Here is a 26,705-nt window from a genome sequence, read left to right as displayed (position 1 = left end):
GATGAGCACCCTGGACACCGACGTCATCGTCATCGGCGCAGGACCCGTCGGCCTGACGCTGGCCAATCTGCTCGGCAGCCGCGGCCAACGCGCCATCGTGCTCGAGGCCCGCTCCGAGCTGATCGAGTACCCCCGCGGCGTCGGCCTCGACGACGAGTCCATCCGCACCCTCGCGGCCACCGGGCTGTGGCCGCAGATCCAGCCCTACACGGTGCCCAACCACGTCGTGCGGTTCGTCAACGGCAAGGGCCAGGTGCTGGCCACCAACGCACCGAGGACCGACGAGTTCGGCTTCGCACGCAAGCACGGCTTCATCCAGCCACTGGTGGACAAGGAGCTCGCCGCCGGACTCGACCGCTTCGCCGGCACCGAACTGCGCTTCAACCACCGCGTCGTCGGCCTCGAGGACCGCGGTGACCACGTGGTGGTGACCGCCGAACGCCTCGATGCCGAGGGCCAGGTCACGGACACCGCCACGATCACCGGCACGTACGCCGTCGGCTGCGAGGGCGGATCCTCGTTGACCCGCAAGTGGATGGGCGTGGAGTTCGAGGGCAAGTCACCCTCGACCCGGTGGGTGGTCGTCGACGTCGACGACGACCCGATCGGCACGCCCTCGGTCTACCTCGGCGCCGATCCGCGTCGGCCCTACGTCTCCATCGGGTTGCCACACGGCATCCGTCGCTGGGAGTTCATGCTCTTCGACCACGAGCCGACCGAGGTGGTCGACGACCCGACCTGGATGGGCCGGCTGATCGGGCACTTCCTGCCCTCGCCGGAGTCCATCACGATCATCAACAAGCGGGTCTTCACCCACCACGGCCGCATCGCCACCTCCTTCCGCAAGGGCCGCGTCTTCATCGCCGGCGACGCCGCCCACCTGATGCCGGTGTGGCTGGGCCAGGGCTGGAACTCCGGCATCCGGGACGCCACCAACCTGGCCTGGAAGCTCAGCTCGGTGCTGTCCGGGCATGCGGACGACGCGCTGCTCGACACCTACACCGCCGAGCGCCACCCGCACGCCGCAGACATGATCGACATCAACATGTACGTCGGCGCGCTGATGAAGTGCGGGCCCCTCACCGGCAAGCTGCGCGACGTCACCATGGGGGCGCTCAACGTCGTACCGCGGATCAAGAGCTACTTCACCGAGCTCAGGTTCAAGCCGATGCCGCGCTATACCGCCGGTGTCGTGGTCGACCAGGCGACCCTGGCCGTGGGCAGCTCGCAGCCGACGTACCGCAGCGCCAAGCTGCTGCCGTTCGTCGACGCCGCCCACGACCTCTCGCCGGTCGGGCTGCAGTTCATCCAGCCGAGGGTCAACACCTCGACCCAGACCGACACCCTCCTCGACGAGGTCACCGGCCACTGGTGGACGATCGCGGCCTGGGGCAACAACCCGGCGCGGTTCCTCGGCCCCGAGGAGCTGGCGGCGGTGGAGAGACACGGCATCAGGCTGGTCGCGTTCATGCCCGAGACACAGCGCCCCTGGGCGGAGAAGCGGTTCGCCGACTCCCCGGTGCCCGTCACCGTCGTCGGTGACCCCACCGGCCGGCTGAAGGACTGGTTCGACACCCGTGCCTGCGGCACCGTCATCCTGCGGCCCGACCACTTCGTGGCCGCCGCCTGCCTGGCGCAACAGACCTCCCAGGCCCTCGGCGCCGTCCTGGCCGCCGCGGCCTACCGCACCACCACGACGGAAGGAGGCGGCGCATGAGCCTGGCGCTCGTGACCATGTCACACAGTCCCCTGCTGGAGTTCAACGACCCGCCGGCGGAGGTCAAGGCCGAGGTCGAGGACGCCTTCGCCACGGCGCGGAGTTTCGTGCGCGACTACGACCCGACCCTGGTGGTCTCGTTCGCACCCGACCACTACAACGGCTTCTTCTACGACCTGATGCCGCCGTTCTGCATCGGCTACGAGGCGCTCGGCGTGGGCGACTACGGCACCGCCGAGGGACCCCTCACCGTGCCGACCGAGCTCTCCGAACGACTCGCCGAGTGGGTGGCCGACAGCGACCTCGACATCGCGATCTCGCGCAAGATGGAGATCGACCACGGTGCCATCCAGCCGTTGGAGATCCTCTTCGGTGGCATCGACACCGTGCCCACCATCCCCGTCTTCGTCAACAGCGTCGCCAAGCCGTTCGTGAGGATGAGCCGGGTGCGCCGGCTCGGCGAGGCGATCGGGTCGTTCCTCGCCACGCTCCAGGACGAACGCGTCCTGGTGATCGGCTCGGGCGGCCTCTCCCACGACCCGCCGGTTCCGCAGTGGGCCTCCGCCAACGAGCAGCAGCGCGCCTTGCTGCTCAACGGTCGCCATCCCACCGCCGCGGCCCGCGACGCCCGCCAGCAGAACGTCATCAACGCGGGAAAGGCGTTCGCCGCCGGCACCGCCACTATCCAGGACCTCAACCCCGAGTGGGACCGGGCCCTGATGGCCAAGCTGGCGTCCGGCGACCTGACCTCGATCGACGCGATGACGCCGGGCCAGATGGCCGCGGACGCCGGCAACTCCGCCCACGAGGTCCGTACGTGGGTCGCCGCGTTCGCGGCGCTCAGCTCGGCGGGTGGCGCCTATGAGGTGACCTCTTCGTACTACCGCCCGATCCGCGAGTACATCGCCGGCTTCGGCGTGATGACCGCGCGCAGCGTCCGCTGAGGTCACGGCTTCGCGGGCTCCGTGCCGGGGCCCCGCGAAGCCGTGCTAACGGCCCCGCCACACCGGCTCGCGCTTCTCCAGGAAGGCGCGGGCGCCCTCCTTCTGGTCCTCGGACAGGTAGACGTCCGGGCCGGCGTCAAGCCGGATCGCGGCATGCGGCGCCATCCCGGCCGTCTTGCGGTAGGTCAGCTTGAGTCGCTGCAGCGAGAGGGGCGCCGACGAGACGACGTCTGCGAGCCAGGTCAGCGCCTCGGCCAACAGATCCTCACCCGGTAGCGCCGCGTTGACCAGGCCCCAGCGCTCCGCCTCGTCGAGCGGGATGCGACGGCCGGTGTAGAGCCACTCCATCGCGATGCCCGGCGGCACCGTCACCGGCAGCATCACCGAGGCGAAGTGGGCGCCACGGGCACGCTTGGCCTCCGGTACGCCGAAGAACGCCGTCGGCGCACACAGTCGCAGGTCGCAGGAGAGCGCGAGCTCCATGCCGCCGGCCAGCGCCGGGCCGTTGATGATGCCGACCGTCGGCTTGCGGGTGTCGATCATCACCTCCATCAGGCTGCGGCGGTTGTTGTGCAGCGGGCCGTAGAACGGCTTGCCCTGATCGGCCATGTCGCGGGCGCTCTTCAGGTCCGCGCCGGCGCAGAACGCGGTGCCCTCCCCGGTGATCGCGACGACCCACACCGACGGGTCGTGGTCGGCCTCCACCAGCGCGTCGACCAGGGCATCGTTGAGCTCGCCGCTCAGCGCGTTGCGTGCCTCGGGACGGTTGAGCCGCAGGACGCGGATGTGGTCGTGGTCCTCGATCTGGAGCGTCTCGCTCATGCCTGTGCCTTCTTCTTCGTCGGATTCGGATAGAGCGGCACGTCGCCACGGACGGTGACCCACTGCTGCTCGGTGAACGCCTCGAGGTTGGCCGCGTGGCCACCGTGCCGGGCACCGTTGCCGGAGTCGCCGAGGCCGCCGAACGGGATCACCGGCTCGTCGTTGATGGTCTGGTCGTTGATGTGCACCAGGCCCGTCGGCACGCGCTCGGCGAGCGCCAGTCCCCTCATCACGTCGCGGGTCAGGATGCCCAGCGACAGCCCGTAGGGCGAGTCTGCGGCGAGCCGCACGGCCTCGTCGAGGTCGTGGAAGGCTCGTACCGGCGCCACCGGCCCGAAGACCTCCTGCGCATAGGCCGGGGTGGCGTCATCGACCCCGGTCAGGACGGTCGGCCGGTAGAAGAGGCCCTCGAAGCTGCCACCGGTCGCCAGCCTGGCGCCCGCGTCGACGCTGGCGGTGACGAGGGCGTGTACCCGGTCGCGCTGCCGCTCGTCGATGAGCGGCCCGAGCGCCGAACGCGCAGACATCGGATCACCGACCGGCATCGCCGCGGCGAGCTCGCTGAGGCCGGCGGCGTACTCGTCGGCGACGGAGGCGTGCACGAGGTGCCGCCCCGTCGCCATGCAGATCTGGCCCTGGTGGCGGAACGTGGCAGCCGCACCGGCGGCCACCGCGGCGGACACGTCGACGTCGTCGAGGACGATCAGGGCGGAGTTACCGCCGAGCTCGAGGTGCACCCGCTTGAGCCGGCGGGCGGCCTCGACCCCGATGGCCCGGCCGGCCTCGGTCGAGCCGGTGAACGCCAGCACCGGCACCCGTGGGTGGGTGACCAGCGCCTCCCCCACCTCGGCGCCGCCGGGCAGGACGTGCAGCAGGCCGGCGGGCAGGCCGGCCTCCTCGAAGATCCGGGCGAAGACCACGCCACCGGCCACCGCGGTGCGCGGGTCGGGCTTGAGGATCACCGCGTTGCCGAGCGCGAGGGCCGGCGCGAGCGAGCGGACCGCCAGGGTGATGGGCGAGTTGAACGGCGCGATCACGCCGACGACGCCCACCGGGAGCCGGCGCGAGAGCGAGAGACGGGGCTGCGCGGAACGGAGGATCTCGCCGTACGGCATGCTCGCCAGTTCCGCGGCCTGGAAGCACTCCTCGGCAGCGTTCGGGCCCTGATTCCGAGCCGCGGTGATGACCTGGCCGGCATCGCGGGCGACCCACTCGCCGATCTCGTCGGCGTACTCGACGAAGAGCTGGGCGGCGCGGCGCAGGACCCGGCTGCGCTCGAGGTACGGCGCAGCGGCCCATGCCCGCTGCACCTCCACCGCGACCGCCACCGATGTCTCGACATCGGCGGCGGTCGCGGCTCCGGCCCGGGCCAGCGTGTGTCCCGTGGCCGGCTCGACGACCGCCAGGGTGGTCGAGGCATCGCGCCAGGCGCCGGCATAGAGCCTGCCCTCCCAGCGGGACTGCTCCAGGAGTGACATCAGCCGGCCACCGACGCCGGGACCTCAGTGGCTCCCACGACGCCCTCGGCGAGCAGCCGGTCGACCTCGTCCTCCCCGTAGCCGAGGGAGGCCAGGATCGCGGCGCTGTCCGCGCCGAGGAGCGGAGGTGCGCCTTGGAGGGGCAACAGCGCCCCGTCGATCTGGATCGGGAGGGCCACCGTCGCGAACTCCGGGATCTGGGGGTGGGGCATCGCCCGGATGCCGCCGATCGCCTGGACCTGCGGGTCGGACGGCAGCTCGGCGGCAGCACGGATCGCAGCGTTCGGGACCCGTGCTGCGGTGAGCAGCTCGCTGAGCTCGTCACGGCCGAAGCGCGAGGTGACCCCAGCGACCGCCGCCTCGACCTCGGCGCGGTTGGCCGAGCGGTCGCCGTTGCTGCCGAAGCCGGCGCGGTCGTTGAGCTCGGGCGCGCCGACCGCCGCGACGAGCTGCAGCCACAGCTTCTGGTTGCCGGCGGAGATGAAGACGTGGCCGTCGCGTGCCGGGAACGCGCCGTACGGGACCATCCCCGGGAAGCCGGAGCCGAGCTTCTCGCGCTTGTTGCCGGCGCTGGCGTTCATGATCGAGCCGCCCACCCAGTCGAGCGCGGTGTTGAGGAGCGAGACGTTGACCAGGCTCCCGGTGCCGGTCTGCTCCCGGCGGCGCAGTGCATCGAGGGCTCCGATCGCCGCCCACATGCCGGTGCCCTTGTCGAGGATGGAGAGCGGCACCCGCGTCGGGCCGTCCTCGCCCTGCGGCATCATCGCGACGATGCCGGAGTAGGCCTGCACGACCGGGTCGTACGCCGGCTCGTCCGCCATCGGGCCGAGGGGACCGAACCCGGTCATCTCGACGTAGACGAGTCGCGAGTTGAGCTCCTGCAGCCGCTCCCAGCCGAAGCCGGCCGCCTCGATCGCACCGGGACGCAGGTTCTGGATCAGGACGTCGGCGCTGCGCACCAGCTCCTCGAGGATCTGCTTGCCCTGCGGCGTCTTGTAGTCGAGCTCGAGGCTGCGCTTGTTGCGGTTGAGCCCGAGGAACGCGGTACTGACGCCGTTCCAGGCCGGCGGGTTCCAGCTGCGAGTGTCGTCGCCGGCGCCGACGCGCTCGACCTTGACCACCTCCGCACCGAGGTCGCCGAGGATCATCGCGGCCATCGGACCGGCCACGCTGGTGCTGATCTCGATGACGCGGAGCCCGTGCAGCGAGCCTGGCCGGTCGCCGGTGGGGATCAGGGGGTCCATTCAGTTCTCCTGGATCGTGTCGCGGATCGGGTCGCGGATCTTGTCGCGGGCCGCGGAGGTGATCGGGGCACGCCACGGGCTCGGGCAGCCGTCGTAGACCGAAGGTCCGAGGCGGAAGTGCTGCGCCTGCTCGATGGTCTCCACGAGTGGCATGTCCATCGGGTAGAGCTCTTCTGGTCCCGGGCGCGGGCCGGCCTTGCTGACGTGGCCGTAGAGCTCGTGGCCGACGACCTCCTCGGCCAGGTGTGCGGCCCCGATCAGGGCGGCCAGGTCGACACCGGTCTGCACGCCCTCGGCCTCGAGCAGGTGCACGAGGTCCTCGGTCGGGATCATCTCCGTGGCGCGGCCGTTGCCGCAGTACGGGCAGCCGCCCATCCCGCCGATGCTCGCGTCGAGGACCAGCGTGTGCCGCTCGTCCAGCGTCCGGAAGGCCTGGTACGCCGACAGGAGCGCCATGCCGCGTCCGTCGTGGAGGTGCAGGTGGAAGGTCGTGATCGAGGGCCAGCGCTCGACGATCGCCGCGAGGGTCTCCTCGACGGCCCGCGGCGTGTTCCAGCTCATCGGGTCGCCGATCCAGGTGTGGGTGACCGGGATGCCGGCCTCGTCCCACGCCTCGACCTGGCGCTGGATCATGGCCAACCGGTCGTTGAGCGAGAACCCGCCGAGCCAGTTGGAGCCCCAGGCGGCGTTGATCCGCACCGACGCCTCACCGACCCCGTCCTGGACCGCGCGGGCGACCCGGGCCGGAATCGTGGCCAGCTCGTCGGCCTGGGTCTTGGCGGTGTTGCGCTGCACGAAGACGTCGCAGAGGTGGACGCTGGTGACGCCGATCTGCGGCTCGGCGGCCAGCTTGGTCCCGACGTACTCCTGGCGGCGCTCGACCCCGCGCTGGTTCAGCGCCAGCGCGAAGTAGTGCACGCCCGGGACAGGCTCGAACCGCGCGAGCAGCTCGTCCATCTGCGCCATCTGCGGCACCCACTTCGGGCTGACGAAGGAGCCGACGTTGATGCTCGCCAGCCCGGTGCGTCCCAGCGCGTCGAGGAGGCGCAGCTTGTCGTCGAGCGCGATCGAGGCACTCTCGATCTGCATGCCCTCGCGCATGCCCTCCTCGACGATCTCCACATCGGGCCGCATGTCAGTACGAGCGCGGCATGCCGAGGTCGCGCTGGGCGATGCCGGCCAGGATCAGGTTGCGGCTGATCGGGGCGATGAGCGCGCCTCGGGCACCTTGGAACTTGCGCGCGATGCCGAACTCCTCGGTCAGGCCCATGCCCCCGAAGGTGTCCATCGCGGCGTTGCCGGCGGCCCACTGCGCATCGGCGGAGAGCAGCTTGCACGTGTTGGCGTAGAAGCCGTCGCGACTGCCTTCGGCGAAGAGCTTCGCGGCCTGCCAGCGCATCACGCTGGCCGCCTTGAGCTGGGTGTACGCCTGCGCGATCGGGAACTGGATGCCCTGGTTCGAGCCGATCAGCCGGCCGAAGACCTCGCGCTCCTTGGAGTACTGCACGGCGCGGTCGATGAAATAGAGACCCGAGCCGATGTACTCCGAAGCGGCGCTGATCCGCTCGGAGTTCATCCCCGACAGGATGACCTTGAAGCCCTCGCCCTCCTCGCCGATCAGGTTCTCCACCGGCACCTTGAGGTTGGTGAAGGTGAGCTGGTTGGTGTGGTGACCGCCCAGGATGGGGATCGGCCTGGCGTCGATCTGGCCGTTCTCGCGGGCCTCGCGGGTGTCGACGAGCAGGACCGAGATGCCGTCGGTCTTCTTCGCGACGTCCTCGTAGCGGGTGGTGCGCACCAGCAGCAGCATCAGGTCGGTGCGCTGGAACCGGGAGGTGAAGATCTTCCCCCCGTTGACGACGTAGTGGTCGCCCTGGCGCTCGGCGAAGGTGCGGATGCGGGTGGTGTCGGTGCCGGCGTCCGGCTCGGTCACACCGAAGGACTGCAGCCGCAACCCGTCGGCGATCTGCGGGAGCCACTTCTGCTTCTGCTCGTCGCTGCCGTGCCGCAGGACTGCGCCCATCTGGTACATCTGTGCGTGGATCGCGTTGGCGTTGTTGCCCCAGCGGTTGAGGGTCTCCAGCACCACACACGACTCGTTGATGCTTGCGCCTCCGCCGCCGTACTCCTCGGGGATGAGCATGGTCAGCCAGCCGGCGTCCGACAGCTCCTTGACCCACTCGTCGGGATAGCGACCCTCGCGGCCGACCTCGTTCCAGTAGTCGTTGCCGTACTTCTGCGCGAGGTCGGAGACCGCGTCGCGGATCGCATCCTGGTCCTCGTTCAGCTGGTCGTCGGCAAGCCAGTCCGTGGCCATGTCGGTGTCCTTTCGGTCGGGTCAGGCCTCGACGTACACGTCGAGGAGCAGGGGCTCGGTGCGCGTGCCCAGCGTGGGGATGACCTCGTCGAGTACGGCGAGGAGCTCCTCGTGGCTGGTGATGGTGCGGCTCGGGCAGCCGAGACCCTGCGCGAGCATCGCCGGGTCGATCTCCGGGAAGCCGGGCCACGGGCCGGTGCCGCCCTGGACCGCGGCGAGCCGATCCATCACGGCGTAGCCGCCGTTGTGCAGGATCACGAAGAGGGCTCCGATGCGGTACTGGGCGGCGCTCCACAGCGCCTGGATGCCGTAGAGGCTGGCGCCGTCGCCGACCATCGCCACCACCGGGCGTTCGGGGAGCGCCATCTTGATGCCGGTCGCGGCCGGCAGCGCGAAGCCGAGGCCGCCCTGGGCGATGGTGACGAACCCGAACGGCGCACGGGCCGGCATGAGGTCGAGCAGCTGAGCGCGCGTCGAGGGGCTCTCCTCGAGCACGGTCGACTCCGCGGGGAGTCTCGCCGCCACCTCGGCGTACACGTGTGCGGCACGCAGCGGGCTGGTCACCTCGGGAGCCGTCGTGTGTACCGCGCGCGGCGGCACGGCCGGGGCGCGGCGTGGTTGCTCGGGGACACGGGCGGCGAGATCGACCGCGACAGCGCGGACGTCACCGAGCACCGCCAGGTCGGCCGAGCTGTAGCCCGCCTCGTCGGGGTCGTCGGTGACGACCAGGACCGTGGTGCCGTGCTCGACGAAGGCGCCGCTGCGGAACGTGCCCTGGCGGAACGCGGGCGCACCGACGACGAGGATGACGTCGTGGCCGGCCATGGTCTTGCGGAGCTCGTCGCGCAGCTGCGGCAGGTGCCCCTGGAAGCGCGGGTGATCGCCGGGGAAGCCGGCCTGGCTGGCCGAGCACGACTGCCAGACGGGTACGTCGAGGTTCTCGGCGAGGGTGGTCAGTGCGGCCCAGGTCTGGGCGTCGTCGGCCGTCGGGCCCGCGACGAGGACCGGACTCTTCGCTGCGAGGAGGGTGTCGGCGAGGCGCTGGCCGATGACCGGATCGGCGGCGGCACTGCGGCGCAGCTCGACGGGCGCCGCGGGGAGCGCCTCGGTCTCGGCCTGCTCGAACCAGTCGCCCATCGGCACGATGACGACCGCGGGACCGCGGTGGAGCGCGGCGTCGTGATAGGCGCGGATGATCGCGGCGGGGACCGCCTGGGCGTTGTCGGGGGTCCGGACGGACACCGGGTAGTCGCCCGCCAGCCCCGCCAGGTGACCGGCCAGGAACGGTTCGGAGGCGAGGTGGCGGCGATCCTGCTGGCCCACGAGCACCACCATCGGCGCCTTGTTGGTGCGAGCCGTGGCGATCGCGCCGACGCCGTTGCCGAAGCCGGCAGTGGTGTGGAGGAGCACCAGGCTCGGTGTGCGCGTGGCCAGGGCGTGACCGGCGGCCATCGCGACGACGGAGCTCTCATGCAGCGCCAGGATGAAGTCGATGTCCTCCGGCAGGTCGGTGAGGAGCGCCACCTCGGTAGAGCCGGGGTTGGCGAAGATGGTGGTCAGCTCGAGCTGCCGGAGGGCCTCGAAGACCGCGTCGCGCACCGTTGCCATGTCGATCATCGTCGGCGTTGACGCGGCCGCCCGCGGGCCTGGTCGCACCCAGTGGAAGTTGCGCTGCCACAGGTGCGCGCCGCGCCTAGGTTGACTGGCATGGACACCGAGATCGGCTCCGCCCGCAACCGGATCTACCAGGTCACCGAGCTCGCGCCGGCGACGCTGCTGGAGATCGCCGAGCGACTCGATGAGGCCACGTCGTTCGAGGACCAGATCTATCGCGAGAGCGAGATCGACGCGCTGTGGACGCTCGTCGACATCCAGGTCCGTCAGGCCGAGCTGGCCGGTGACCCGTCCGGTCTCGCGCGCTGGCGCTCCCTGCACTCCCGGCTCTGGGAGGCCCACGACCTCATCCCCGACGGCCGCTGCCCCGAGGCCGCTGCCATCCTGCGGGAGCTCGCGGCCGGGCTCTGAGTCCTCGCCCGACGGGACGAGGCGGCTCGACCGGGGCCCTAGAGGTCGAGGACCAGACGCGGGGTGCAGGAGCGGCCGACACAGATCATCATGGTCTCGTTGCTCTCCCGCTCGACGGGGTCCAGGACCTGGTCGCGGTGCTCGGGGATGCCCTCGATGACCCGCGTTTCGCATGCGCCACAGAAGCCCTCCTCGCACGAGGAGATGACCTCGGGCAGGTGCTCGCGCACCGCCTCGAGGATGGTGCGGTCAGGGTCGACATCGACGGTGATGCCCGTGCGCCGCAGCTCGACCTCGAACGCTCCGGCCCGAGCGGCGACCGAGCCTGTCGACTCTCCGGACGCATCACCCCGCTCGGCGACCGCAGCAGCCGGCTCGGCGACGACGGCCGCGGGCCCGGCGGTACCGAACCGCTCGACGTGCACGGGGATCGCGCGGGCGGCCCCCGCTGCCTCGACGGCCCGCAGCAGTCCCTCGGGACCGCAGCAGTAGACCTCGGTGCCCGGGGAGGCGGAGTCCAGGACCGCGTCGAGGTCGGGCAGCCCCGCCTCGTCCTGCGGCACGACCCGCACCGCACCGCCGAACGCGGCCAGCTCGCCCAGGAAGGCCATCGAGGCGCGCGAGCGTCCGCCGTACACGAGTCGCCAGGCCTCACCCTGCGCATCGAGGTGGCGAGCCATGGCCAACAGCGGAGTGACACCGATGCCACCGGCGATGAGCAGGTACTCATCGGCCGCGCGGAGCTTGAAGTGGTTGCGCGGGCCGCGTACGCCGACGGTGCGGCCGACCAGCTGGGTCTCGTGGATCTCGCGCGAGCCGCCGCGGCCGTTGCGCTCGTGCAGCACTGCCACGGTGAGCGACGTCCTGTCCGCTGGATCACCACACAGCGAGTACTGCCGCACCAGGCCGGAGGGCAGCACCACGTCGATGTGGGCGCCGGGACTCCACACGGGGACCGGTGAGCCGTCCGGCGAGGCCAGTTGCATCGAGATGACGCCCTCGGCCTCCCAGCGCACCTGCCGCACGACCATCGTGCGCAGCGCGAACCGGTCGTTCTCGCTTGCCGCGACGGCGAAGGCGGTCATCGCCGGAACCCGTAGAGGTCGAGCGTCAGCTCACCGCCGCGGAGCCGCTCCATGAACGCGGCCTCCTTCTCGATGCGGGCGCGCGAGGCCACCAGCGTCGAGCCGACCGCCTCGGCGGGGAGGACGACGATGCCGTCGGCGTCGGCCACGACCGCATCGCCGGGCTGTACGTGCACGCCGGCCACGGTGATGGCCTCACCGACGATGCCGGGGAAGTTCTTGCCGGTGCGGCGCATGCAGATGCCCCGGGAGAAGACCGGAAAGCCCAGCTGCTGCTGCTCGAGGATGTCGCGCACCCCGCCGTCCATCACCAGGCCGGCGACGCCGCGGGCCTGCGCGGCCACGGCCAGGACCTCGCCCCAGTAGCCGCACAGCTCCTCGCGGCCGTCGACGACCAGCACGTCGCCGGGCCGAACGTGCTCGAGGGCGAGGTGCAGCGGGAGGTTGTCGGCCGGATGGGTCCGCACCGGCAGAGCCCGCCCGACGAGGCGGGCGCCGGTGTAGATGGGCCGCAGCGCGGGGTCGAGGGCGCAGTCGAGGCCGGAGGCCTCGTAGATCGTCGACGTACCGAAGGCGGCGAGCTCCCGGAGCTGGTCGTCCGTGACAGCCGGCGATGAGGCGACCAGAGCGGTCATCACGCCTCCTTGCGCTGCAGCGTGTGGTACCCGTACTTGGCGCGGGCGTCGCTGATCGACATGCCCTCGACCACGGCCGCCGCGATCGCATCCTCGGTCACGCCGATGTCCTCGGCGATCCTGCCGACCTCGTCGAGCCGGTGGGCAGGGATCACGACCACGCCGTCATCGTCGCCGACCACGATGTCGCCGGGCCTCACCTGTACGTCACCGAGCGCGACCGGCACCTGCTGATCGGCGACCTCGACGCGGTCCTTGCCGGTGCGCATGAACTTCCCGTGCGTGTAGAGCGGGTACTTCAGGCTTAGCGCGACGCGCACGTCGCGGCACACTCCCCAGATGCAGGTCGCCGCGATGCCCTGCTTGTCGGCGTACGTGGTCAGAATGTCGCCCCACACCGTGGCATCGGTGCGACCCTGGTTGTCGATGACGACGACACCACCCTCGGGTACCTCGTCGACGAAGTCACCGACGGTGCCCTTGGGGTCGCCGGCGGGCACGTAGCGGACGGTGAACGCCGGGCCGGCGAACGACGTGCCGGTCCGCAGCGGCGCGATGCCGTGCGCCGAACCCGGCAGGCCGAGGCGATCGAGTGCGTCGGAGATGGTGGCGGTGCCGAGCTCGGCAAGCCGCGCCAGGTCAGTCATGGGTCCTCACTTCAGTGCGTTCTCATAGGTGCCGTCGAGCACCTCGACGGCGGGCACGCCCGCCTGCAGCGCGGCGAGCATCGTGCGCTCCCGGGCGAGCAGCTCCTCGGCCTTCTCGGCCACCCGCTCGGCGTCCGCGGCCGGGATGATGACGATGCCGCTGCCGTCCGCGGCGACCACGTCGCCCGCATGCACGGTGACGCCGGCGAGCGAGACCGGCGCTCCCGTGTTGACCTCGTGGACGCGGCCACGGGCCGTGCGCACCGCCCCGCGGCGGGCGAAGACGGGGAAGCGCAGCTCGCGTGCCTCGTCGACGTCGCGACACGCGCCGTCGGTGACCACGCCACTGACGCCCTGGGCGACGGCTGCCGACGACAGCAGGCCGCCCCAGGAGCCCATGGAGTCGCGCCCGCCGTTGTCGACGACGATGACCCGGCCCGGGCCGGCCAGGCCGACCGCGCGTGCGCCGAGGTGGACCGGGGTGGCGGTCGCCGGAGTGGGCCCCTCGGCCAGCTTCATCGTGACGGCGTGTCCGACGACCCGCGCCCCCTCCCAGAGGGGGCCGAGGCCGTCGACGGCGCCGTCGAGGCCGAGCGCGTCCATCGCATCCGAGAGCGAGCAGACGTCGAGCGCGGCAAGCCGGTCGAGGAGCTCACTCATGCGTGCACCACGGGGGCGGCCTCGGACTGGACCTGGTCGAAGAGCACGTTCCACGCGACGTCGCCGGCGCCCTCGCCGGCGAAGGAGCGTTGCCGGTACGCCGCAGCCGCGGTCGGCTGGGTCGGCTCGACACCCTTGGCGAGAGCCTTCGCCGTGCGCAGCATCAGCCGGCGGGCGGCGACGATCGCGCGGTCGGTGGTGCCGAGGTGCTCGCCCTGGCGCTCGCAGATGGGACCGTCCTGGTCCTCCTGGACGGGCAGGTCCTGGGAGCGGATGCCCATGATCCCGGTGAAGTTCTCCGTGGCCATCGCCTCGAAGTCGCGAAGGTAGTCGTTGTCCATGTTGGCCACCGGCGTGAAGTCGGGCTCGGTCAGGACGTGCAGGCGCATCCCGGACCGGTCCTGTTCCAGCTCGGTGTCGGTGAGCGGACGCGGCGCCCACGTGACGGTGAAGCCCCACATGGACGTGTCGTCGATCGGGACCGCGGCGGTGAACGTGAACCGGTTGCCGGGCGCGGTCGGGACGGTGGTGAAGGACGGCATGCAGAACGGCGTGATCCGCCAGTAGTTGTTGCCGTCGGGCAGGGCGCGCTGGGCGATCGCGAGCATGCCGACCGGCGTCTCGGCGATCGTGTACTCGGGGTTCTCGGCCTCGTCGAAGACCTTCTGCGGGGTAAAGGTGTGGTTCTTGTTCAGCTCGCGGTGCAGGAACTGCACGTGTGCGGTGTCCAGCTCGCCCTCGACGTTCTGGAAGTAGTTGCAGCGCTGGTGGCGCTTGGTCACGTAGAGGTGGTCCTCGGGCAGCGTGGTCCACTCCAGGTCCGGGAAGTCGGGCTGGTGCTCGGCCGGTCCCAGGTAGGCCCACACGATGCCACCGGCCTCGTGGGTCGGGTAGGCGACGGCCTTGACCCGGTCCTTGTACGCGGAGTCGCTCGGCTCGGCCGGCATGTCCATGCACGCACCGTCGAAGCCGAACTTCCAGCCGTGGTAGACGCAACGCAGGCCGTCGTCCTCGTTGCGCCCCCAGTAGAGGTTCGCGTGCCGGTGCGGGCAACGCGACTCGAGCAGCCCGATGCGCCCGCCGGCGCCGCGGAAGGCGATCAGCTTCTCGCCGAGGAGCTGCACCTTCACCGCGGGGGCGCCGCCTTGGGGCAGCTCCGAGGAGAGCAGGGCCGGGATCCAGAACCGGCGGAAGAGCTCGCCCATGGGCGTGCCCCGACCGGTGCGAGTGAGCAGTTCGTTGTCCTCGACGCTAAGCACGTCAGGCCTCCTTCATCGCGGTCTTGAAGCCGGGAACGACCTTGAGCGGGTTGTCGTGGAAGATCGCGCGGCGGTCGGCGTCGGTGAGCCACGCGAACGAGTCGAGCACCGGCACGAGATCGTCCGACGTACGCCCTGTCTCCGGTCGCACGGCGCCACCGGAGCCGGGAGCCTCGGTGCCGAAGACGACCCGGTTGACGCCGCGCTGCTTGAGCGCGGCCTCGAGGAAGTCGAGGTCATAGCCGCAGGAGTCGTAGAAGAGGTTCTCCGACAGGTCCTTCTGCGCGATGTGCTTGTCGGTGGGGATGAAGCGGTCGAGTGCCCCACCGCAGTGGCAGATGATCACGCGCAGCTTGGGGAAGCGCTCGAAGACATCGCCGTGGGAGAGGAACTGTCCGGCGAGGTACTGCTCGGTGAGGAAGGCGAGCTGGTAGTTCATCGGTACGCCGCGGAAGCGCGGGTCGAGCGTGTTCGTGCCGTGCACGATCAGCGGGATGTCGTAGCCCTCGCAGGCCTCGTAGAGGTCGTCGAACCAGTGGTCGTCGAGACCCGGCTGGAGTCGCGTGCCGGAGACGTCGGGCGAGAGGTACGCCGCAGCGAAGCCCAGCTCGTTGACGCAGCGATCGAGCTCCTTGAGCACGTGCTTGGTGTCAGCGTGCTCGACGTGCATCGGCAGCTGCGCAGCCCCCACGAAGCGGTCGGGGAAGAAGCTCACCTGCTGGGCGATCATGTCGTTGACGTACGCCGCCCAGCCGGGGGTGATGTGCGGCTCCATCCAGCCGAACTGCAGGAACGGCCGCGGGCCGATCACCTGGACGTCGATGTTGCGGGCGTCGAGGTAGTCGACGTGGCCCTGCGCGGTGGCACGGAAGTCGGCCTCGGTCGGGCCCTTTCCGGGCGTGACGCTCTGGCCGACGTTGCTCGGCATCGGCTGGTTCGAGCCGAGCATCTGCACCACCATGTTGTTGGCGGCAGGCGGCACCGAGACGTGCCCGTGCACGTCGAGGACGAGGTAGTCCTGATAGGTCATCTCAGTTCACTTCCAGTAGGCGAAGGCCATACCCGTGCCGGTGCCGGCCGGGCTGCGGTAGCCGGGGACGTAGTCGACGAGGGTGGCGGTCTGCTTCTCGAGGATCCCGGCGGCGGCGATCCAGTTGAGGATCTCGGCGCTGCCGGAGCGCATGTGCTTGCGCTCGATGTCGCCGAAGGAGTCCCAGTCGCCGGCGAGCAGACCGCCGATGACCTGCTGGTCCAACGCTTCGTTGACGACGAAGTGCGACAGTCCGCCCGAGGTGATCACGGCGACCCGCACGTCGGCGTCCCAGGACTCGATGGCCTCACGGACGGCCTGGCCGAAGGCGAAGCAGCGTGCGGGGTTGGGGTTGTTCGGCGGGAAGTAGCAGTTGATGAACAACGGCACGATCGGGATCGAGGTGTCGAGACCGAGGCGATAGCGGGGGAACGTGAACGCGTGCCCGAGGGTGCGGTCCTCGCGCTGCTCCTTGAACCAGTGCACGTCGAAGTCGTTCTCGGACAGCGTCTTGGTGATGTGCGCGCCGAGCTTGCCGTCGGTCGTGTGCCAGGAGCGCTCGTCGCCGACGTGGGCCGCCCACGCCGCCGCCTGGATGCCGGCGGGCAGGTTGGAGAGGTCGCGCTGGTTCTCGTCGAAGAGCCCGTCGCCGTGGTAGAGCGCGAAGGCGGGGATGCCCTCGTCCTTGAACATCTCCCACTGGTCGTCACCGATGACGACGACGACGTCCGGCTTGGCCTCGGCGAGCTTCTCGGTGAGGACCGCAATGGCCCTCTGGGTCCGCTCGTACTTGTCCTGGAAGATCTCCGGTGTCAGCTCGTCGAGCACCTTGGCATCCGACGTGGCGAGGAGCTCGTCGTAGGTGTGCCACTCACCGTCGCGCCCCAGGAGCTTGGGATTGTTCCGGTCCCGCTCACCGTGGTTCTCCCACCACTCGACTCCCGAGCTCAGCTGCGGCGAGTGCGACGCCGCGACGCCGACCACGATCTCTGCCATGGTGCTTCCTTCCGTTCGCGATGACCTCAGGATCCGGCGGCCGGCCGGCTCGGCGTACGCGTCCTCGCATCCACCGGAAGAGCGGTTCTCAGGCGAGCACGGCGAGGGCCTCGAGCTGCAGGCGCATGCCCACGAGCGGCACCTCGAGGGTGTGCCGCGCCGGCCGGCTCTCCGGGTCGGGGAAGCACTCCTCCCAGACCGGGTTGAGGTGCTCGCGGATCGAGCGGTCGGGCACGAAGACCGTCACCTTCACGACCTGGTCGAGGCTGCCCCCGGCGGCCTCGACGATCGCCCGCATGTTGGCGAACGCCTGGGCGACCTCGGCGGCGGCGTCCTCCGGGAACGTGCCCGTAGCCGGGTCCTTGCCCGAGATGCCGCCGGAGGCCATCAGGTTGCCGACCACCGAGGCGAGCGGGATCGGTTGGGCGCCGTGGCCGAGGCCGGGGACGTGGATGCTGCGCCGGGTCATCGGGTTCACCTCACTGCTGAGAACGGCGCGCACCGAGGCCGGCGGAGACCTCGTGGGCGGCATGGCCGATGAGCTGGGAGTGCCGTGAGAGCTGGACGCGCTCCTCGGGAATGAGCATGGAGAGCGTCGAGCGCAGCTCACCCTGAGCGTTGAACACCGCCGCCGACAGCCAGCGGCTGCTGCCGTCGGGAGTAGCCGCTATGCCGGTGCGACGGATCTCCCCGAGCACCTGTCGCAACCGGAACTCGTCGCTCCGCAGCGTCTCGGGCAGGCCGAGGCCGGACTCGCCCAGCCGGACGCTCAGTTCCGCGGGCGACATGTGGGCCAGGTAGAGGAGGCCGGCCGCGCAGCTGCCCAGGGGCCGGCGACGGGCCGAGCGGGTCTGGATCGGAGCGGAGGTCGAGCCGGAGATCTGGTCGACGAGCAACAGGTCGTCGCCGTCGCGCGAACCCAGGACGACGACCTCACGGGTGGCGGCGTACAGATCCACCATGTGAGGGCGGGCGACGTCGCGGACCTGTCGGGCCTCGGGGACGCCCCAGCCGAGCCGCCACAGCCGCATGCCGAGGCGGTACTGCCCGCGGCCGGATCGCTCGACGGCGCCCCACTCGACCAGCGTGGCGAGGAGCCGGTGGACGGTGGCGGCCGGGAGGCCGGTCTGGTCGCAGAGGCTGGTGATCGACTGGTCGGGCTCGGTGCCGCTGAAGCAGTCCAGGATGTCGAAGACCCGCCCGAGCACGGACCGCCTCCCCGCGTCGAGATCCTCCATCGTTCGCGTCATTGCGATCTCCCGTTCAGTCCGCGACCGTTGTGGTCGCCGTTACAGGACATTCAGGGCCGGATGCCGCCGGAGCGCCGCAACCTCGTTCCATAAAGCGGCACAGGCGCCCCCAGCACCCTTCCCCGGATCTCTAGCCTCGGCCGGTGACCACCTCCCGTGCCGACACCCTCCATCCGGACGCCCTCGCCGCGATCGCCCGCACCCGGGCCGACGGGCTGCACTTCTGGGGGCGCATGCTCGGCGTCTCCACGGTGCCCGTCACCGAAGGCACCACGCTGCTGCGCGCCACGGGCGGCACCGACGTCACCACGCTCGCGACGCTGGCCGACGTCTGCCTCGGTTACGCCGTTCGGGCCTCGCTCGGCAACGGCCACCGCCTCGCCACGTCGTCGCTCTCGCTGCAGCGCGTCGCCCTCCCAGCGGCCGGGGCGATCACCTGCGGCAGCCGACTGGTCTGGACCGGATCACACGGCCGGCGGGCCCTGGTGGAGGCGTACGCCGAGGACGCCGCCGGCACGCTCGTCGCCACGGCACGGGCCTGGATGGTCGTGCTCCCCGTCGCGCCGGGATCCACCGTCGTACCGATGCCCTGGGAGCGTGACGGGGCCGCCGAGCCGGTCGAGGTGCTCCAGGATTCCCTCACCGACATCGAGCTCGAGGTGACCACGACCGCCACCGCCGCCATCGAGCGCGCGGCGATCTCCGGCCTCCCGCTCGCGGAGGAGCTCCTCGAGGTCACCTGGACCGCCGACGGCACTGGCCGCGTCGTCGGCACCCTCACCGCCGGGGCTCACCTCGGCAACCGGGTCGGCAACATGCAGGGCGGTGCCACCTACGGCCTCGCCGCGATCGCCGCCACCCGTGCCGCCGCCCTCGGGGACGGCCCCGAGCAGCATCTTGCCGACGGCTCACTGCAGTTCCTGCGCGCCATTGCGGGTGGTGAGCTGCGCGTCACCGCGACCGTGCTGCGCCGCGGCCGCAGCGTCACCTTCGTCGACGTCGTCATCGAGCGCGACGACGCGACCGTCGCCTCGGCCCACTTCTCGTTCATGGCGTGAGCGCGGCGCCACCGCCTGAGCCACCGCCCGAACCGTCGCTCCCTCGCGCCCGCAAGCAACCGGGCCGGTCACACCCGGAGGTGCGACCGGCCCGACCAGGGCTCCTCTGCTCAGGGACGGGTCACTTGCCGCCCCAGGCCTGCCAGTACTCCTTCTTGAACGAGTCACTGCCGAACCAGTTGGGGGTGTCGTACTCGTCGGCCGAGATCTTCAGGCTCCCGATGTTGTTCTTGGTGAAGTCGCGGGTCACGCTCACCGCCGGGGTGACGGCCTCACCGGCGAGCGCCTGCTCGAGGGCGTTGGCGAGCGCGAAGCCGTCGTACGACGCCGATGCGCCGAAGTCGTCGGACTCCTGACCCGAGGCGACCCGCTGGAGGCCGGCGACGTCGGAGCCGTTGGCGATCAGCTTCACCTTGCCGCTGAAGCCGGCGCTCTGGATGCCCTGCAGGACCTGGGCGGCGATGCTGTCGACGGACAGTACGATCTCGTTGGTCTTCGGGTGCGAGACCAGCGCGGCGCTGACCTGCGAGGGCAGCTTGTCCTCGTCCGCCGTCGCGTACTTGATCCGGTCGAAGCCGCAGCTCGGGCAGAGCTCCTTGAAGTGGGCCTCGCCGGCGTCACCCTGGGCGATCGTGTTGGTGTTGTCGGTCTGGCTGAGCCAGATGACGTTGGCGTCCGCGCCCTTGTCGGCGACCGCGGCGTCGGCCTCATCGGTGCCGATCTGCTTCAGGCTCGCACTGCTGTCGAAGAACTGGATGTTCTTCGGGTAGGTCGTGCCGGCGATCTGGGAGTCGCCCGCGATCAGGATCTTGGTGCCCGAGTCCGCCAGAGCGGTGAACCCGTTCGGGTCCATCGGGAACGCGACGAAGTTGGTGATGACGGCGGCGTACTTCTGGGCCTGGGCCTGCTTGAGGCAGGAGTCGACCCCGGTGGGGCTCGCCTTGCCGTCGCAGATCGTCACCTTGGCGCCCATGTGCTCGAGCGCCTCCTTCGCGCCGGTCGCCATGCCGTTGAGGATCGGGACCGCCGCGATCAGCGGGACGACCATGACGTTCTTGCCGTTCAGGTCGACCGGGTTCTTGATCGGCGTGATGCCGGGCCAGTCCTCGATCGGCTGCTCGAGCTTCTTGATGTTGGCTGCGGCCGCGGCGGTGTCCACCGTGGAGGCGGACTTCGCGCTGCCGGTGCTCGAGCCACCGCTGCCGCACGCGGCCAGGGCGAACGCGGCGACCACGACGACGGCGCCGGTGCCGAGGCGACGGGGGTGGATGAACGTGTGCATCACGTGGTCCCTTCGACGTGGCCGCCGGATCCGACCGGCGACCAGGAGTTGCCACTGCGCAATAGCAGTGATCTGCGTCGCACGCTAGAAATGCGTGCGTCCCCGCGTGCGGCTGCTCTCGCCCAGTGAGAGCAAAGCCTCGCCACGACGCTGCGCTGGTTAGCGTCGCGGTGACGAAAGGACACCCATGCCCCGCATCGAGCTCATCATCGCCAAGGAGCAGCTCAGCCCGGACCGCTTCGAGGAGTACGACAGCATCATGGGCGTGCTCGGCCGCGTCGGCGGGCCCTTCGGCGTCCTGCTCCACAGCCCCGGCCTGGCCGAGAAGGTCTGCAAGGCCGGCGCCCAGGTGCGGCTCGGCTCCGAGCTGACGATGGCCGAGCGCGAGCTCGCGCTGCTCTCGACGTCGCGGGAGAAGGACGCGTCCTACGAGTGGGCCACCCACACCTCGATCGCCCGCGACCACGGCGTGCGCGAGGAGGCGATCACCGCGATCCGCGACGGCCTGTCAACCGACGACCTCGAGGAGGACGAGCGTCACATCATCGAGTTCGTCCGTGAGCTGCTGCGCACCAACCGGGTCTCGCAGGCCCGTTTCGACGCGCTGACCGAGCGCCATGGCGAGCGCTGGGTCGTCGAGCTGACGGGCACCGTCGGGCAGTACCAGTACATCGCCGCCATCAACAACGTGTTCGAGATCGAGCCCAAGCCGGGCGGCGACGTGCTGCCGATCCCCATGCCCTCCCACTGAGTCCAGCAAGGAACAGACCATGCGTCTCGCAAACCACGACGGCCGCGCCGTACTCGTCCTCTCCGGCGGTCCCGACGGCGGCAAGGCTGCCGACATCGCCACCGCTTCTCAGGGCCGCTTCGGCCCCGACCTCGCCAGCCTCTACGCCGACTGGGACGGCTTCACGACGTGGGTCCGCACTGCCCTGACCGGTCTCTCGCCGGACGTCGTCCTCGACCGCGCCCTGCTCGGCTCGCCCTCGCCGTACCCCTCCCAGGTCGCGGCCATCGGCCTCAACTACGCCGACCACGCCGCCGAGACCGGCTACGAGGTCCCCACGACCCTGCCGCCGGTGTTCACCAAGTTCCCCTCCGCGATCACCGGCCCCTACGGCGAGGTGACTCTGCCACCGGGCGGCAACACCGACTGGGAGGTCGAGGTCGTCGCGATCATCGCCCGCGAGTGCCACCAGGTCAGCGAGGACTCCGCCTGGGACTACGTCGCCGGCCTCGCCGTCGGTCAGGACCTCTCCGAGCGCGTCTCGCAGATGGCCGGCCCCGCACCCCAGTTCGGACTGGCCAAGTCGTTCCCCAAGTTCGCCCCGATCGGACCATGGCTGGTCACGGTGGACGAGCTCGAGACGGCCGGGCACGACCGCGACGACCTCGCCCTCGGCTGCGCCATCGGCTCGGGCCAGGAGTGGGACACCGTCCAGGACGGCCGTACCTCCAAGCTGATCTTCTCCATCCCGCGCACCATCGCCAAGCTCTCCGAGGTCATCACCCTGAGGCCGGGCGACGTAGTCTTCACCGGCACCCCGGACGGTGTCGGCCTCGGCATGAACCCACCGCGCTTCCTGCGGTCCGGCGAGACGCTGCGCACCTGGGTCAAGGGCATCGGCGAGCTCGAACACACCTTCCGATGAGCGGTGCCACCCAGGACCTCGCCGACTTCATCGTGGCCCGGCGTACCGGCGTCTCGCCGACAGCCGGCGCCGTGGCGCGGGTGCTGCTCGACACCTGCGCCGTGGCCATCGCGGGGGTCTCGGAGGACGCCAGCCGCATCCTGCTCGACTGGGTCGCCTCCGAGCAGACGTCCGGGCCGGCGCGGATCTGGGGCACGTCGCTGCGCGTCGGCCCCTCGCAGGCGGCGCTGGTCAACGGCACCACCGCCCACGCCCTCGACTGGGACGACGCGGTGCCCTCGATCCCGATGCACCCGGGCGCCGTACTCCTGCCCGCGATCCTGGCCGGGCTGGCGACCACGTCGGCCTCCGGGGACGACCTCGTCCACGCCTACGACGTCGGCTCAGCCGTCTTCCGCGCGGTCTCCGAGGTCCTCCCGATCGACGTCCACTACGGTCGCGGCTGGCACAACACCTCCACCAGCGGCCGGCTCGCGGCGGTCGCCGCGCTGGCCCACCTGCACCGGCTCGACGAGCAGCAGACCCGCTTCGCGCTGGGCATCGTGTCCTCCTCGGTGGCCGGCGCGTTGTCGAACTTCGGCACCATGACCAAGCCCCTGCACGCCGGCGAGGCCGCCCGTGATGCGGTGATCGCCGTGAAGCTGGCGCGGCGCGGCTTCACGTCCCACGCCCACCAGCTCGAGGCGCCGAAGGGCTTCTTCGCGCTCTACGGCTCAGCGTCGGACCTGTCGGTGCTGCCTGCGCGGCTCGCGCACTGGGAGCACGCGTGGGTCGAGGACTGGGCCCTCAAGCGCTATCCGTCCTGCTTCGCGACGCATCGGTCGATCGACGCGGCGCTGCGGCTCGGCGTAGACCCGGCCGAGGTGGCCTCGGTGACGGTGTCGGTGCCGGGGACGTCGACGAGCCCGTTGCAGCTGCACCCGCCGGCGACGGGGCTCGAGGGGAAGTTCAACCTCGACTACACCGTCGTGCGGGCGCTCGTCTCCGGCGCTCCGACGCTGGCCGACTTCACCGACGAGGCCGTGCACGATCCGGAGGTCCGCCGTCTCATGGGCGCCTTCACCCTCGACCGCCGACAGCCGGCCGGCCCCGGCCCGCACACCTGGGTCGAGGTCACGCTCACCGACGGCACCGTCCGACGCGAGACGACGACGGTGACGTACGGCGACGCCGGTGACCCGCTGTCGGACGCCCACCTCGACGTCAAGTTCGCCGCCGCGCTCACCTTCGCCGGCTGGGCGTCCTCGGAGTCCTCGACCCTGCTCGGTCGGCTGAAGGCCGCGCCGTACGACTCCGACCTCGGCTGGCTCCAGGACGTCCTCGCCCACTGAGCCCGGCGGTTGTGCCGGTCCGTGGAACCAGCGGCTATCCGTGTGTCCCTCGCCACAGCAAGGTGGGAGGACACCCACTTCCAGCACCGACGAGAGGACGTCTTCATGGCGCTCGAACTCACCGACGAGGGCACGACGGAGTACGTCAGCCTGCCTTCGGGCAAGGTCAAGTACAACGTCGCCGGCTCCGGCCACCCCGTCATCCTGCTGCACGGCAGCGGCCCCGGCGCGACGGGGTGGAGCAACTTCGGCCCCAACATCGTCGAGCTGGCGGAGCAGTTCACCTGCTACGCCCCCGACATGCCCGGCTGGGGTGACTCCGACCCGGTCAAGGCGGAGGATCGCAACCACGTCCAGTCCGCCCTGGAGTTCATGGACGAGCTGGGCCTGGAGAAGGCCGCGTTCGTCGGCAACTCGATGGGCGGCGCCACCACGATCCGCTTCGCGGTGGAGCACCCGGAGCGCCAGTCGCACCTGATCACCATGGGCGCCGGCGCCAGCGGCGTGAAGCTCTTCGGGGCCGGCGACGGCCCGACCGAGGGGATCAAGATCCTGCTCAAGGGCTACCGCGAACCAAGCATGGAGACCATGCGTGAGCTCGTCGACGTGATGAGCTACGACTCCGGCGACCAGCGCGACGCTCGCGCTCAGGCACGGCTGGACGCCGTCCTGCGCCACCCGGAGCACGCCACCAACTTCCTGGCCGGACCGCGCCCCGCCCGCGACTTCCCGACCGAGGACCTGCTTGCGGGGATCCCCGTCCCAGCACTGCTGATCCACGGTCGCGACGACCGGGTGGTGCATCTGGAGAACGGGCTCAAGCTGAACGCGCTGATCCCCGACAGCCGGCTGTACGTGATCAACAGGTGTGGTCACTGGGCGCAGGTCGAGCACGCGGCTGAGTTCAACCGCGTCGTCGCTGACTTCATCAACAACTGACGCGGACGGAGGTACGGCGATGAGTCAGCTGCTGCTCGACGACGGCCGGTTCCGAGAAGTGCTCGGGCACTACCCCACCGGCGTCGTGGTGATCACCGCGGCCGATGCCGCCGGGCAGCCGATCGGCATGACGATCGGCTCCTTCAGCTCGGTCTCGCTCGACCCGCCGCTCATCGCCTACCTCCCGATGCGCTCCTCGCGCACCTTCGAGCGGATCCGCACCGCGGAGTCGTTCTGCGTCAACATCCTGGCCGGCGACCAGGAGGACCTGTGCCGACGGTTCGCTTCCGGGCCCCGTGACTTCCATGGCGTGGCCTGGTCCCGCTCCCCCGGCGGCGCACCGCTCCTCGAGGGCACGGTCGGCTGGATCGAGTGCACGACGTACGACATCAGCGAGGCTGGTGACCACTACCTCGTCCTCGGCCGCATCACCGACCTGGCGGTGGACCGGCCCGTCCAGCCGCTGCTGTTCTTCCAGGGCGGCTACGGCCGGTTCACGCCGAAGTCCCTGGTGGCGCTGCCCGAGCGCGACCTGATCACCGGCGTACGCCTCGCGGAGGCGGCACGCGGCGAGCTCGAGCAGCTCGCCCACCGTCTCGACGCCCAGGCATCGGCGCTGGCGGCGGCCGGCGGCGACCTCGTGGTCGTCGGTGCCACCGGCGCACCCGGTCGACCGGTCGATCCCCCGCCGGGCGCCCGGGTGCCGCTCCGGCCGCCGCTGGGCGAGCTCCATGTCGCATGGCAGAGCCAGGAGGCGGTCCATGCCTGGCTCGACCAGATCCGGCCCGCCGACGAGGACCTCAAGGCGGCCTACCGGCGTCGGCTCGAGGTCGCGCGCGCGCGCGGCTGGGCGATGGCGATGACCGGCAGTCGCCCCGAGGGCGACTTCTACGCCGATCTGCGCGCCTACGCCTCCGCCGACCTCACCCCGGAGCGCGCCCGCCGGATCGAGGCGCGGATCACCGAGGCCGCCCAGCAGTACGAGCCCGTCGACCTCGTGCCGGGACAGCGGTACGACGTCCAGTCCATCGTGGCGCCGGTCTTCGGACCCGAGGGCGACGTCCAGCTCGTGCTGCGCGTCTGCCAGCTGCCGCAGCAGGCCGAGGCGACCGAGGTGCTCGGCTGGATCGAGGAGCTGACCGCCGCCGCCCGCCGGGTGTCTGCGGCCGAGGGCGTCAGTCGCATCTTCCGGGCGATCGACACCGGCCTGGAGCAGGCCGGCTGAGCGGCACCCGTGCCACATACCGGCACAACCTTGGCCGATCCCCTTCCCGGATCAGGTGATGGTGGTCACACTGACGTGGAAAGTTGGACGGCGTCCACGAAGGAGCACGGCGTGACGGCAGTCGAGATGTCGATGGATCAGCACGAGGTGTCTATGCCGCGGGAGGGTCGCGACAGCGCGGCCACCTCGGTGACGAAGGCGCTCACCCTTCTCGACGCGTTCCGCCGCATCGGCCCGGTAGCTGGCGTGAGCGATCTGGCGCGCGCGACCGGGTTGCCGAAGTCGACCGCGTTCCGACTGCTCAACCAGCTCGCCGCCAGCGGCTTCCTTAACCGGCGCGGCACCGACTACCGCCTCGATCAACACGTGTTCGAGCTCGGCAACTGCGTGTCGATGTGCACGCCAGGTGACCTGCGCAGCATCGCTGCGCCGTTCCTCTCCGACCTCTTCGCGAGCAGCCGGACCGTGGTGCACCTGGCCGTGCTCGACGACACGGACGTCATGTACGTCGACAAGATCCAGGGCAACACCGCGGTGCGGGTCCCGACCGTCGTCGGCGGCCGGATCCCGGCATCCTGCTCGGCGCTCGGTAAGGCGATGCTGCCGTTCGGGCACAAGGCGGTGATCGAGAAGATCCTGCAGCAGGGCCTCCAACGGCGCACACGGCACTCCATCGCCGCCCCGGGACTCTTCGTCCAGGAGCTCGCTCAGGTGCGCCAGCACGGCGTGGCCTTCGACCGCGAGGAGTCCGCGCTCGGGCTGACGTGCGTCGCGGCGCCGATCATCTGGCGTGGCCGGGCGATCGCGGCGATCTCCACGTCGGGCTCCACCGGCCGGTTCGACCCGGCCGTCCTCGCGGCGAGGGTCCACGGGGCCGCCAACGAGATCTCGGCCCTCTACGCCGCGCACGTCCGGGACCTCGACACCGCGCGCACCGCCGACCGTTGAGTCGTCACTCCTCCACATCCGCGCCCGGACCCACGCACCCCGATTCCGGAGGGCGTTTCACTCCCCGGCACGACTCCATCGCCGCCGATGTGACGCACGTCGCACCATCAGGGTGGCCGAGCGTCGGCCCGGCCCCGTACGGGCCGTGGATGAACGGG

At 70.8% G+C, this 26,705-nt stretch carries 26 protein-coding genes; 10 read left to right on the top strand and 16 right to left on the bottom strand.

Features of this window, described 5'->3' with window-relative positions:
* Position 1 precedes the first annotated feature (1 nt).
* Both mhpA and H036_RS0109670 read left to right on the top strand, forming a co-directional pair.
* The gene (gene mhpA, locus H036_RS0109675) at positions 2–1,717 is read left to right on the top strand and encodes a bifunctional 3-(3-hydroxy-phenyl)propionate/3-hydroxycinnamic acid hydroxylase MhpA (protein ID WP_017934589.1); all 1,716 of its coding nucleotides are present in this window, start codon (positions 2–4) and stop codon (positions 1,715–1,717) included.
* A complete protein-coding gene (locus H036_RS0109670) occupies positions 1,714–2,661 on the top strand; it encodes a 3-carboxyethylcatechol 2,3-dioxygenase (RefSeq protein ID WP_017934588.1) in 948 nt (315 codons plus the stop codon). Before mhpA ends, H036_RS0109670 begins: the two co-directional genes overlap by 4 nt.
* A gap of 45 nt (positions 2,662–2,706) precedes the next feature.
* Here H036_RS0109670 and H036_RS0109665 read toward each other — a convergent pair whose 3' ends face one another.
* From H036_RS0109665 to H036_RS0109640, 6 genes are read right to left on the bottom strand one after another with little or no spacing between them, the layout of a single operon-like run.
* The gene (locus H036_RS0109665; RefSeq protein WP_017934587.1) at positions 2,707–3,483 is read right to left on the bottom strand and encodes an enoyl-CoA hydratase/isomerase family protein; all 777 of its coding nucleotides are present in this window, start codon (positions 3,481–3,483) and stop codon (positions 2,707–2,709) included.
* Positions 3,480–4,961, bottom strand: a complete 1,482-nt coding sequence (locus H036_RS0109660) for an aldehyde dehydrogenase family protein (RefSeq protein ID WP_017934586.1) — start codon at positions 4,959–4,961, stop codon at positions 3,480–3,482. The genes H036_RS0109665 and H036_RS0109660 overlap by 4 nt, the downstream gene beginning before the upstream one ends.
* A complete protein-coding gene (locus H036_RS0109655) occupies positions 4,961–6,205 on the bottom strand; it encodes a CaiB/BaiF CoA transferase family protein (RefSeq protein ID WP_017934585.1) in 1,245 nt (414 codons plus the stop codon). Before H036_RS0109655 ends, H036_RS0109660 begins: the two co-directional genes overlap by 1 nt.
* Entirely contained in the window at positions 6,206–7,339 is a 1,134-nt protein-coding gene (locus H036_RS22365; RefSeq protein ID WP_036487843.1) for a citramalate synthase, read from the bottom strand. It abuts the gene before it with no gap.
* Between the two features lies 1 nt (position 7,340).
* On the bottom strand, positions 7,341–8,522 hold the full coding sequence (locus tag H036_RS0109645; RefSeq protein ID WP_017934583.1) for an acyl-CoA dehydrogenase family protein: 1,182 nt from the start codon (positions 8,520–8,522) through the stop codon (positions 7,341–7,343).
* 21 nt (positions 8,523–8,543) lie between these two features.
* Positions 8,544–10,130 carry a thiamine pyrophosphate-dependent enzyme gene (locus tag H036_RS0109640; protein WP_017934582.1) on the bottom strand — a complete coding sequence of 529 codons (1,587 nt, stop codon included), beginning with the start codon at positions 10,128–10,130 and terminating at the stop codon, positions 8,544–8,546.
* Positions 10,131–10,229: 99 nt separating this feature from the next.
* Between H036_RS0109640 and H036_RS0109635 the strand changes: the two genes are divergently transcribed.
* Positions 10,230–10,547, top strand: a complete 318-nt coding sequence (locus H036_RS0109635) for a hypothetical protein (protein ID WP_017934581.1) — start codon at positions 10,230–10,232, stop codon at positions 10,545–10,547.
* A 38-nt stretch (positions 10,548–10,585) separates the two neighbouring features.
* On the opposite strand, the gene H036_RS0109630 is transcribed toward H036_RS0109635, so the two are convergent.
* The 9 genes from H036_RS0109630 to H036_RS22360 form a co-directional block, all read right to left on the bottom strand.
* Positions 10,586–11,632 (bottom strand): PDR/VanB family oxidoreductase, encoded by a 1,047-nt coding sequence (locus H036_RS0109630; protein WP_017934580.1) that lies wholly within the window; start codon positions 11,630–11,632, stop codon positions 10,586–10,588.
* Complete coding sequence (locus H036_RS0109625; protein ID WP_017934579.1) at positions 11,629–12,267, bottom strand: 4-carboxy-4-hydroxy-2-oxoadipate aldolase/oxaloacetate decarboxylase; 639 nt, start codon at positions 12,265–12,267, stop codon at positions 11,629–11,631. The genes H036_RS0109630 and H036_RS0109625 overlap by 4 nt, the downstream gene beginning before the upstream one ends.
* On the bottom strand, positions 12,267–12,914 hold the full coding sequence (locus H036_RS0109620) for an RraA family protein (RefSeq protein WP_017934578.1): 648 nt from the start codon (positions 12,912–12,914) through the stop codon (positions 12,267–12,269). Before H036_RS0109620 ends, H036_RS0109625 begins: the two co-directional genes overlap by 1 nt.
* Positions 12,915–12,920: 6 nt before the next feature.
* Positions 12,921–13,574, bottom strand: a complete 654-nt coding sequence (locus H036_RS0109615; RefSeq protein ID WP_017934577.1) for an RraA family protein — start codon at positions 13,572–13,574, stop codon at positions 12,921–12,923.
* Positions 13,571–14,833, bottom strand: a complete 1,263-nt coding sequence (locus tag H036_RS0109610) for a Rieske 2Fe-2S domain-containing protein (RefSeq protein WP_026145923.1) — start codon at positions 14,831–14,833, stop codon at positions 13,571–13,573. The genes H036_RS0109615 and H036_RS0109610 overlap by 4 nt, the downstream gene beginning before the upstream one ends.
* A gap of 1 nt (position 14,834) precedes the next feature.
* Positions 14,835–15,863 (bottom strand): amidohydrolase family protein, encoded by a 1,029-nt coding sequence (locus tag H036_RS0109605; protein ID WP_017934575.1) that lies wholly within the window; start codon positions 15,861–15,863, stop codon positions 14,835–14,837.
* 6 nt (positions 15,864–15,869) lie between these two features.
* Positions 15,870–16,859, bottom strand: coding sequence for a hypothetical protein (locus H036_RS0109600; protein WP_017934574.1), 990 nt, complete (start codon positions 16,857–16,859; stop codon positions 15,870–15,872).
* Between the two features lie 88 nt (positions 16,860–16,947).
* Positions 16,948–17,328, bottom strand: coding sequence for a RidA family protein (locus H036_RS0109595; RefSeq protein ID WP_026145922.1), 381 nt, complete (start codon positions 17,326–17,328; stop codon positions 16,948–16,950).
* 10 nt (positions 17,329–17,338) lie between these two features.
* Entirely contained in the window at positions 17,339–18,109 is a 771-nt protein-coding gene (locus H036_RS22360; RefSeq protein WP_081615501.1) for an IclR family transcriptional regulator, read from the bottom strand.
* Between the two features lie 143 nt (positions 18,110–18,252).
* On the opposite strand from H036_RS22360, the gene H036_RS0109585 reads away from it, so the two are divergent.
* On the top strand, positions 18,253–19,167 hold the full coding sequence (locus tag H036_RS0109585; protein ID WP_017934571.1) for a PaaI family thioesterase: 915 nt from the start codon (positions 18,253–18,255) through the stop codon (positions 19,165–19,167).
* A 121-nt stretch (positions 19,168–19,288) separates the two neighbouring features.
* Here H036_RS0109585 and H036_RS0109580 read toward each other — a convergent pair whose 3' ends face one another.
* Positions 19,289–20,449 carry a sugar ABC transporter substrate-binding protein gene (locus tag H036_RS0109580; protein WP_017934570.1) on the bottom strand — a complete coding sequence of 387 codons (1,161 nt, stop codon included), beginning with the start codon at positions 20,447–20,449 and terminating at the stop codon, positions 19,289–19,291.
* 187 nt (positions 20,450–20,636) lie between these two features.
* Between H036_RS0109580 and H036_RS24360 the strand changes: the two genes are divergently transcribed.
* The 6 genes from H036_RS24360 (at position 20,637) to H036_RS0109550 (ending at position 26,547) form a co-directional block, all read left to right on the top strand.
* Entirely contained in the window at positions 20,637–21,200 is a 564-nt protein-coding gene (locus H036_RS24360; RefSeq protein ID WP_017934569.1) for a carboxymuconolactone decarboxylase family protein, read from the top strand.
* 19 nt (positions 21,201–21,219) lie between these two features.
* A complete protein-coding gene (locus H036_RS0109570; protein WP_017934568.1) occupies positions 21,220–22,104 on the top strand; it encodes a fumarylacetoacetate hydrolase family protein in 885 nt (294 codons plus the stop codon).
* Positions 22,101–23,435, top strand: a complete 1,335-nt coding sequence (locus H036_RS22350) for an MmgE/PrpD family protein (RefSeq protein ID WP_017934567.1) — start codon at positions 22,101–22,103, stop codon at positions 23,433–23,435. Before H036_RS0109570 ends, H036_RS22350 begins: the two co-directional genes overlap by 4 nt.
* A gap of 105 nt (positions 23,436–23,540) precedes the next feature.
* A complete protein-coding gene (locus tag H036_RS0109560; RefSeq protein WP_017934566.1) occupies positions 23,541–24,374 on the top strand; it encodes an alpha/beta fold hydrolase in 834 nt (277 codons plus the stop codon).
* 19 nt (positions 24,375–24,393) lie between these two features.
* Entirely contained in the window at positions 24,394–25,599 is a 1,206-nt protein-coding gene (locus H036_RS22345) for a flavin reductase family protein (protein ID WP_017934565.1), read from the top strand.
* Positions 25,600–25,710: 111 nt separating this feature from the next.
* Positions 25,711–26,547 carry an IclR family transcriptional regulator gene (locus H036_RS0109550; RefSeq protein ID WP_017934564.1) on the top strand — a complete coding sequence of 279 codons (837 nt, stop codon included), beginning with the start codon at positions 25,711–25,713 and terminating at the stop codon, positions 26,545–26,547.
* Positions 26,548–26,705: the final 158 nt, after the last annotated feature.

The sequence above is a fragment of the Nocardioides sp. Iso805N genome (assembly GCF_000364605.1).
GTDB lineage: Bacteria > Actinomycetota > Actinomycetes > Propionibacteriales > Nocardioidaceae > Nocardioides.
This window is presented reverse-complemented; position numbering and strand designations above follow the sequence as displayed.

Bases quoted from the DNA above. Each gene is read 5' to 3' on its own strand.
- mhpA (WP_017934589.1), top strand. From the start codon at position 2: ATGAGCACCCTGGACACCGACGTCATCGTCATCGGCGCAGGACCCGTC.
- H036_RS0109670 (WP_017934588.1), top strand. From the start codon at position 1,714: ATGAGCCTGGCGCTCGTGACCATGTCACACAGTCCCCTGCTGGAGTTC.
- H036_RS0109665 (WP_017934587.1), bottom strand. From the start codon at position 3,483: ATGAGCGAGACGCTCCAGATCGAGGACCACGACCACATCCGCGTCCTG.
- H036_RS0109660 (WP_017934586.1), bottom strand. From the start codon at position 4,961: ATGTCACTCCTGGAGCAGTCCCGCTGGGAGGGCAGGCTCTATGCCGGC.
- H036_RS0109655 (WP_017934585.1), bottom strand. From the start codon at position 6,205: ATGGACCCCCTGATCCCCACCGGCGACCGGCCAGGCTCGCTGCACGGG.
- H036_RS22365 (WP_036487843.1), bottom strand. From the start codon at position 7,339: ATGCGGCCCGATGTGGAGATCGTCGAGGAGGGCATGCGCGAGGGCATG.
- H036_RS0109645 (WP_017934583.1), bottom strand. From the start codon at position 8,522: ATGGCCACGGACTGGCTTGCCGACGACCAGCTGAACGAGGACCAGGAT.
- H036_RS0109640 (WP_017934582.1), bottom strand. From the start codon at position 10,130: ATGGCAACGGTGCGCGACGCGGTCTTCGAGGCCCTCCGGCAGCTCGAG.
- H036_RS0109635 (WP_017934581.1), top strand. From the start codon at position 10,230: ATGGACACCGAGATCGGCTCCGCCCGCAACCGGATCTACCAGGTCACC.
- H036_RS0109630 (WP_017934580.1), bottom strand. From the start codon at position 11,632: ATGACCGCCTTCGCCGTCGCGGCAAGCGAGAACGACCGGTTCGCGCTG.
- H036_RS0109625 (WP_017934579.1), bottom strand. From the start codon at position 12,267: ATGACCGCTCTGGTCGCCTCATCGCCGGCTGTCACGGACGACCAGCTC.
- H036_RS0109620 (WP_017934578.1), bottom strand. From the start codon at position 12,914: ATGACTGACCTGGCGCGGCTTGCCGAGCTCGGCACCGCCACCATCTCC.
- H036_RS0109615 (WP_017934577.1), bottom strand. From the start codon at position 13,574: ATGAGTGAGCTCCTCGACCGGCTTGCCGCGCTCGACGTCTGCTCGCTC.
- H036_RS0109605 (WP_017934575.1), bottom strand. From the start codon at position 15,863: ATGACCTATCAGGACTACCTCGTCCTCGACGTGCACGGGCACGTCTCG.
- H036_RS0109600 (WP_017934574.1), bottom strand. From the start codon at position 16,859: ATGGCAGAGATCGTGGTCGGCGTCGCGGCGTCGCACTCGCCGCAGCTG.
- H036_RS0109595 (WP_026145922.1), bottom strand. From the start codon at position 17,328: ATGACCCGGCGCAGCATCCACGTCCCCGGCCTCGGCCACGGCGCCCAA.
- H036_RS22360 (WP_081615501.1), bottom strand. From the start codon at position 18,109: ATGACGCGAACGATGGAGGATCTCGACGCGGGGAGGCGGTCCGTGCTC.
- H036_RS0109580 (WP_017934570.1), bottom strand. From the start codon at position 20,449: ATGCACACGTTCATCCACCCCCGTCGCCTCGGCACCGGCGCCGTCGTC.
- H036_RS24360 (WP_017934569.1), top strand. From the start codon at position 20,637: ATGCCCCGCATCGAGCTCATCATCGCCAAGGAGCAGCTCAGCCCGGAC.
- H036_RS0109570 (WP_017934568.1), top strand. From the start codon at position 21,220: ATGCGTCTCGCAAACCACGACGGCCGCGCCGTACTCGTCCTCTCCGGC.
- H036_RS22350 (WP_017934567.1), top strand. From the start codon at position 22,101: ATGAGCGGTGCCACCCAGGACCTCGCCGACTTCATCGTGGCCCGGCGT.
- H036_RS0109560 (WP_017934566.1), top strand. From the start codon at position 23,541: ATGGCGCTCGAACTCACCGACGAGGGCACGACGGAGTACGTCAGCCTG.
- H036_RS22345 (WP_017934565.1), top strand. From the start codon at position 24,394: ATGAGTCAGCTGCTGCTCGACGACGGCCGGTTCCGAGAAGTGCTCGGG.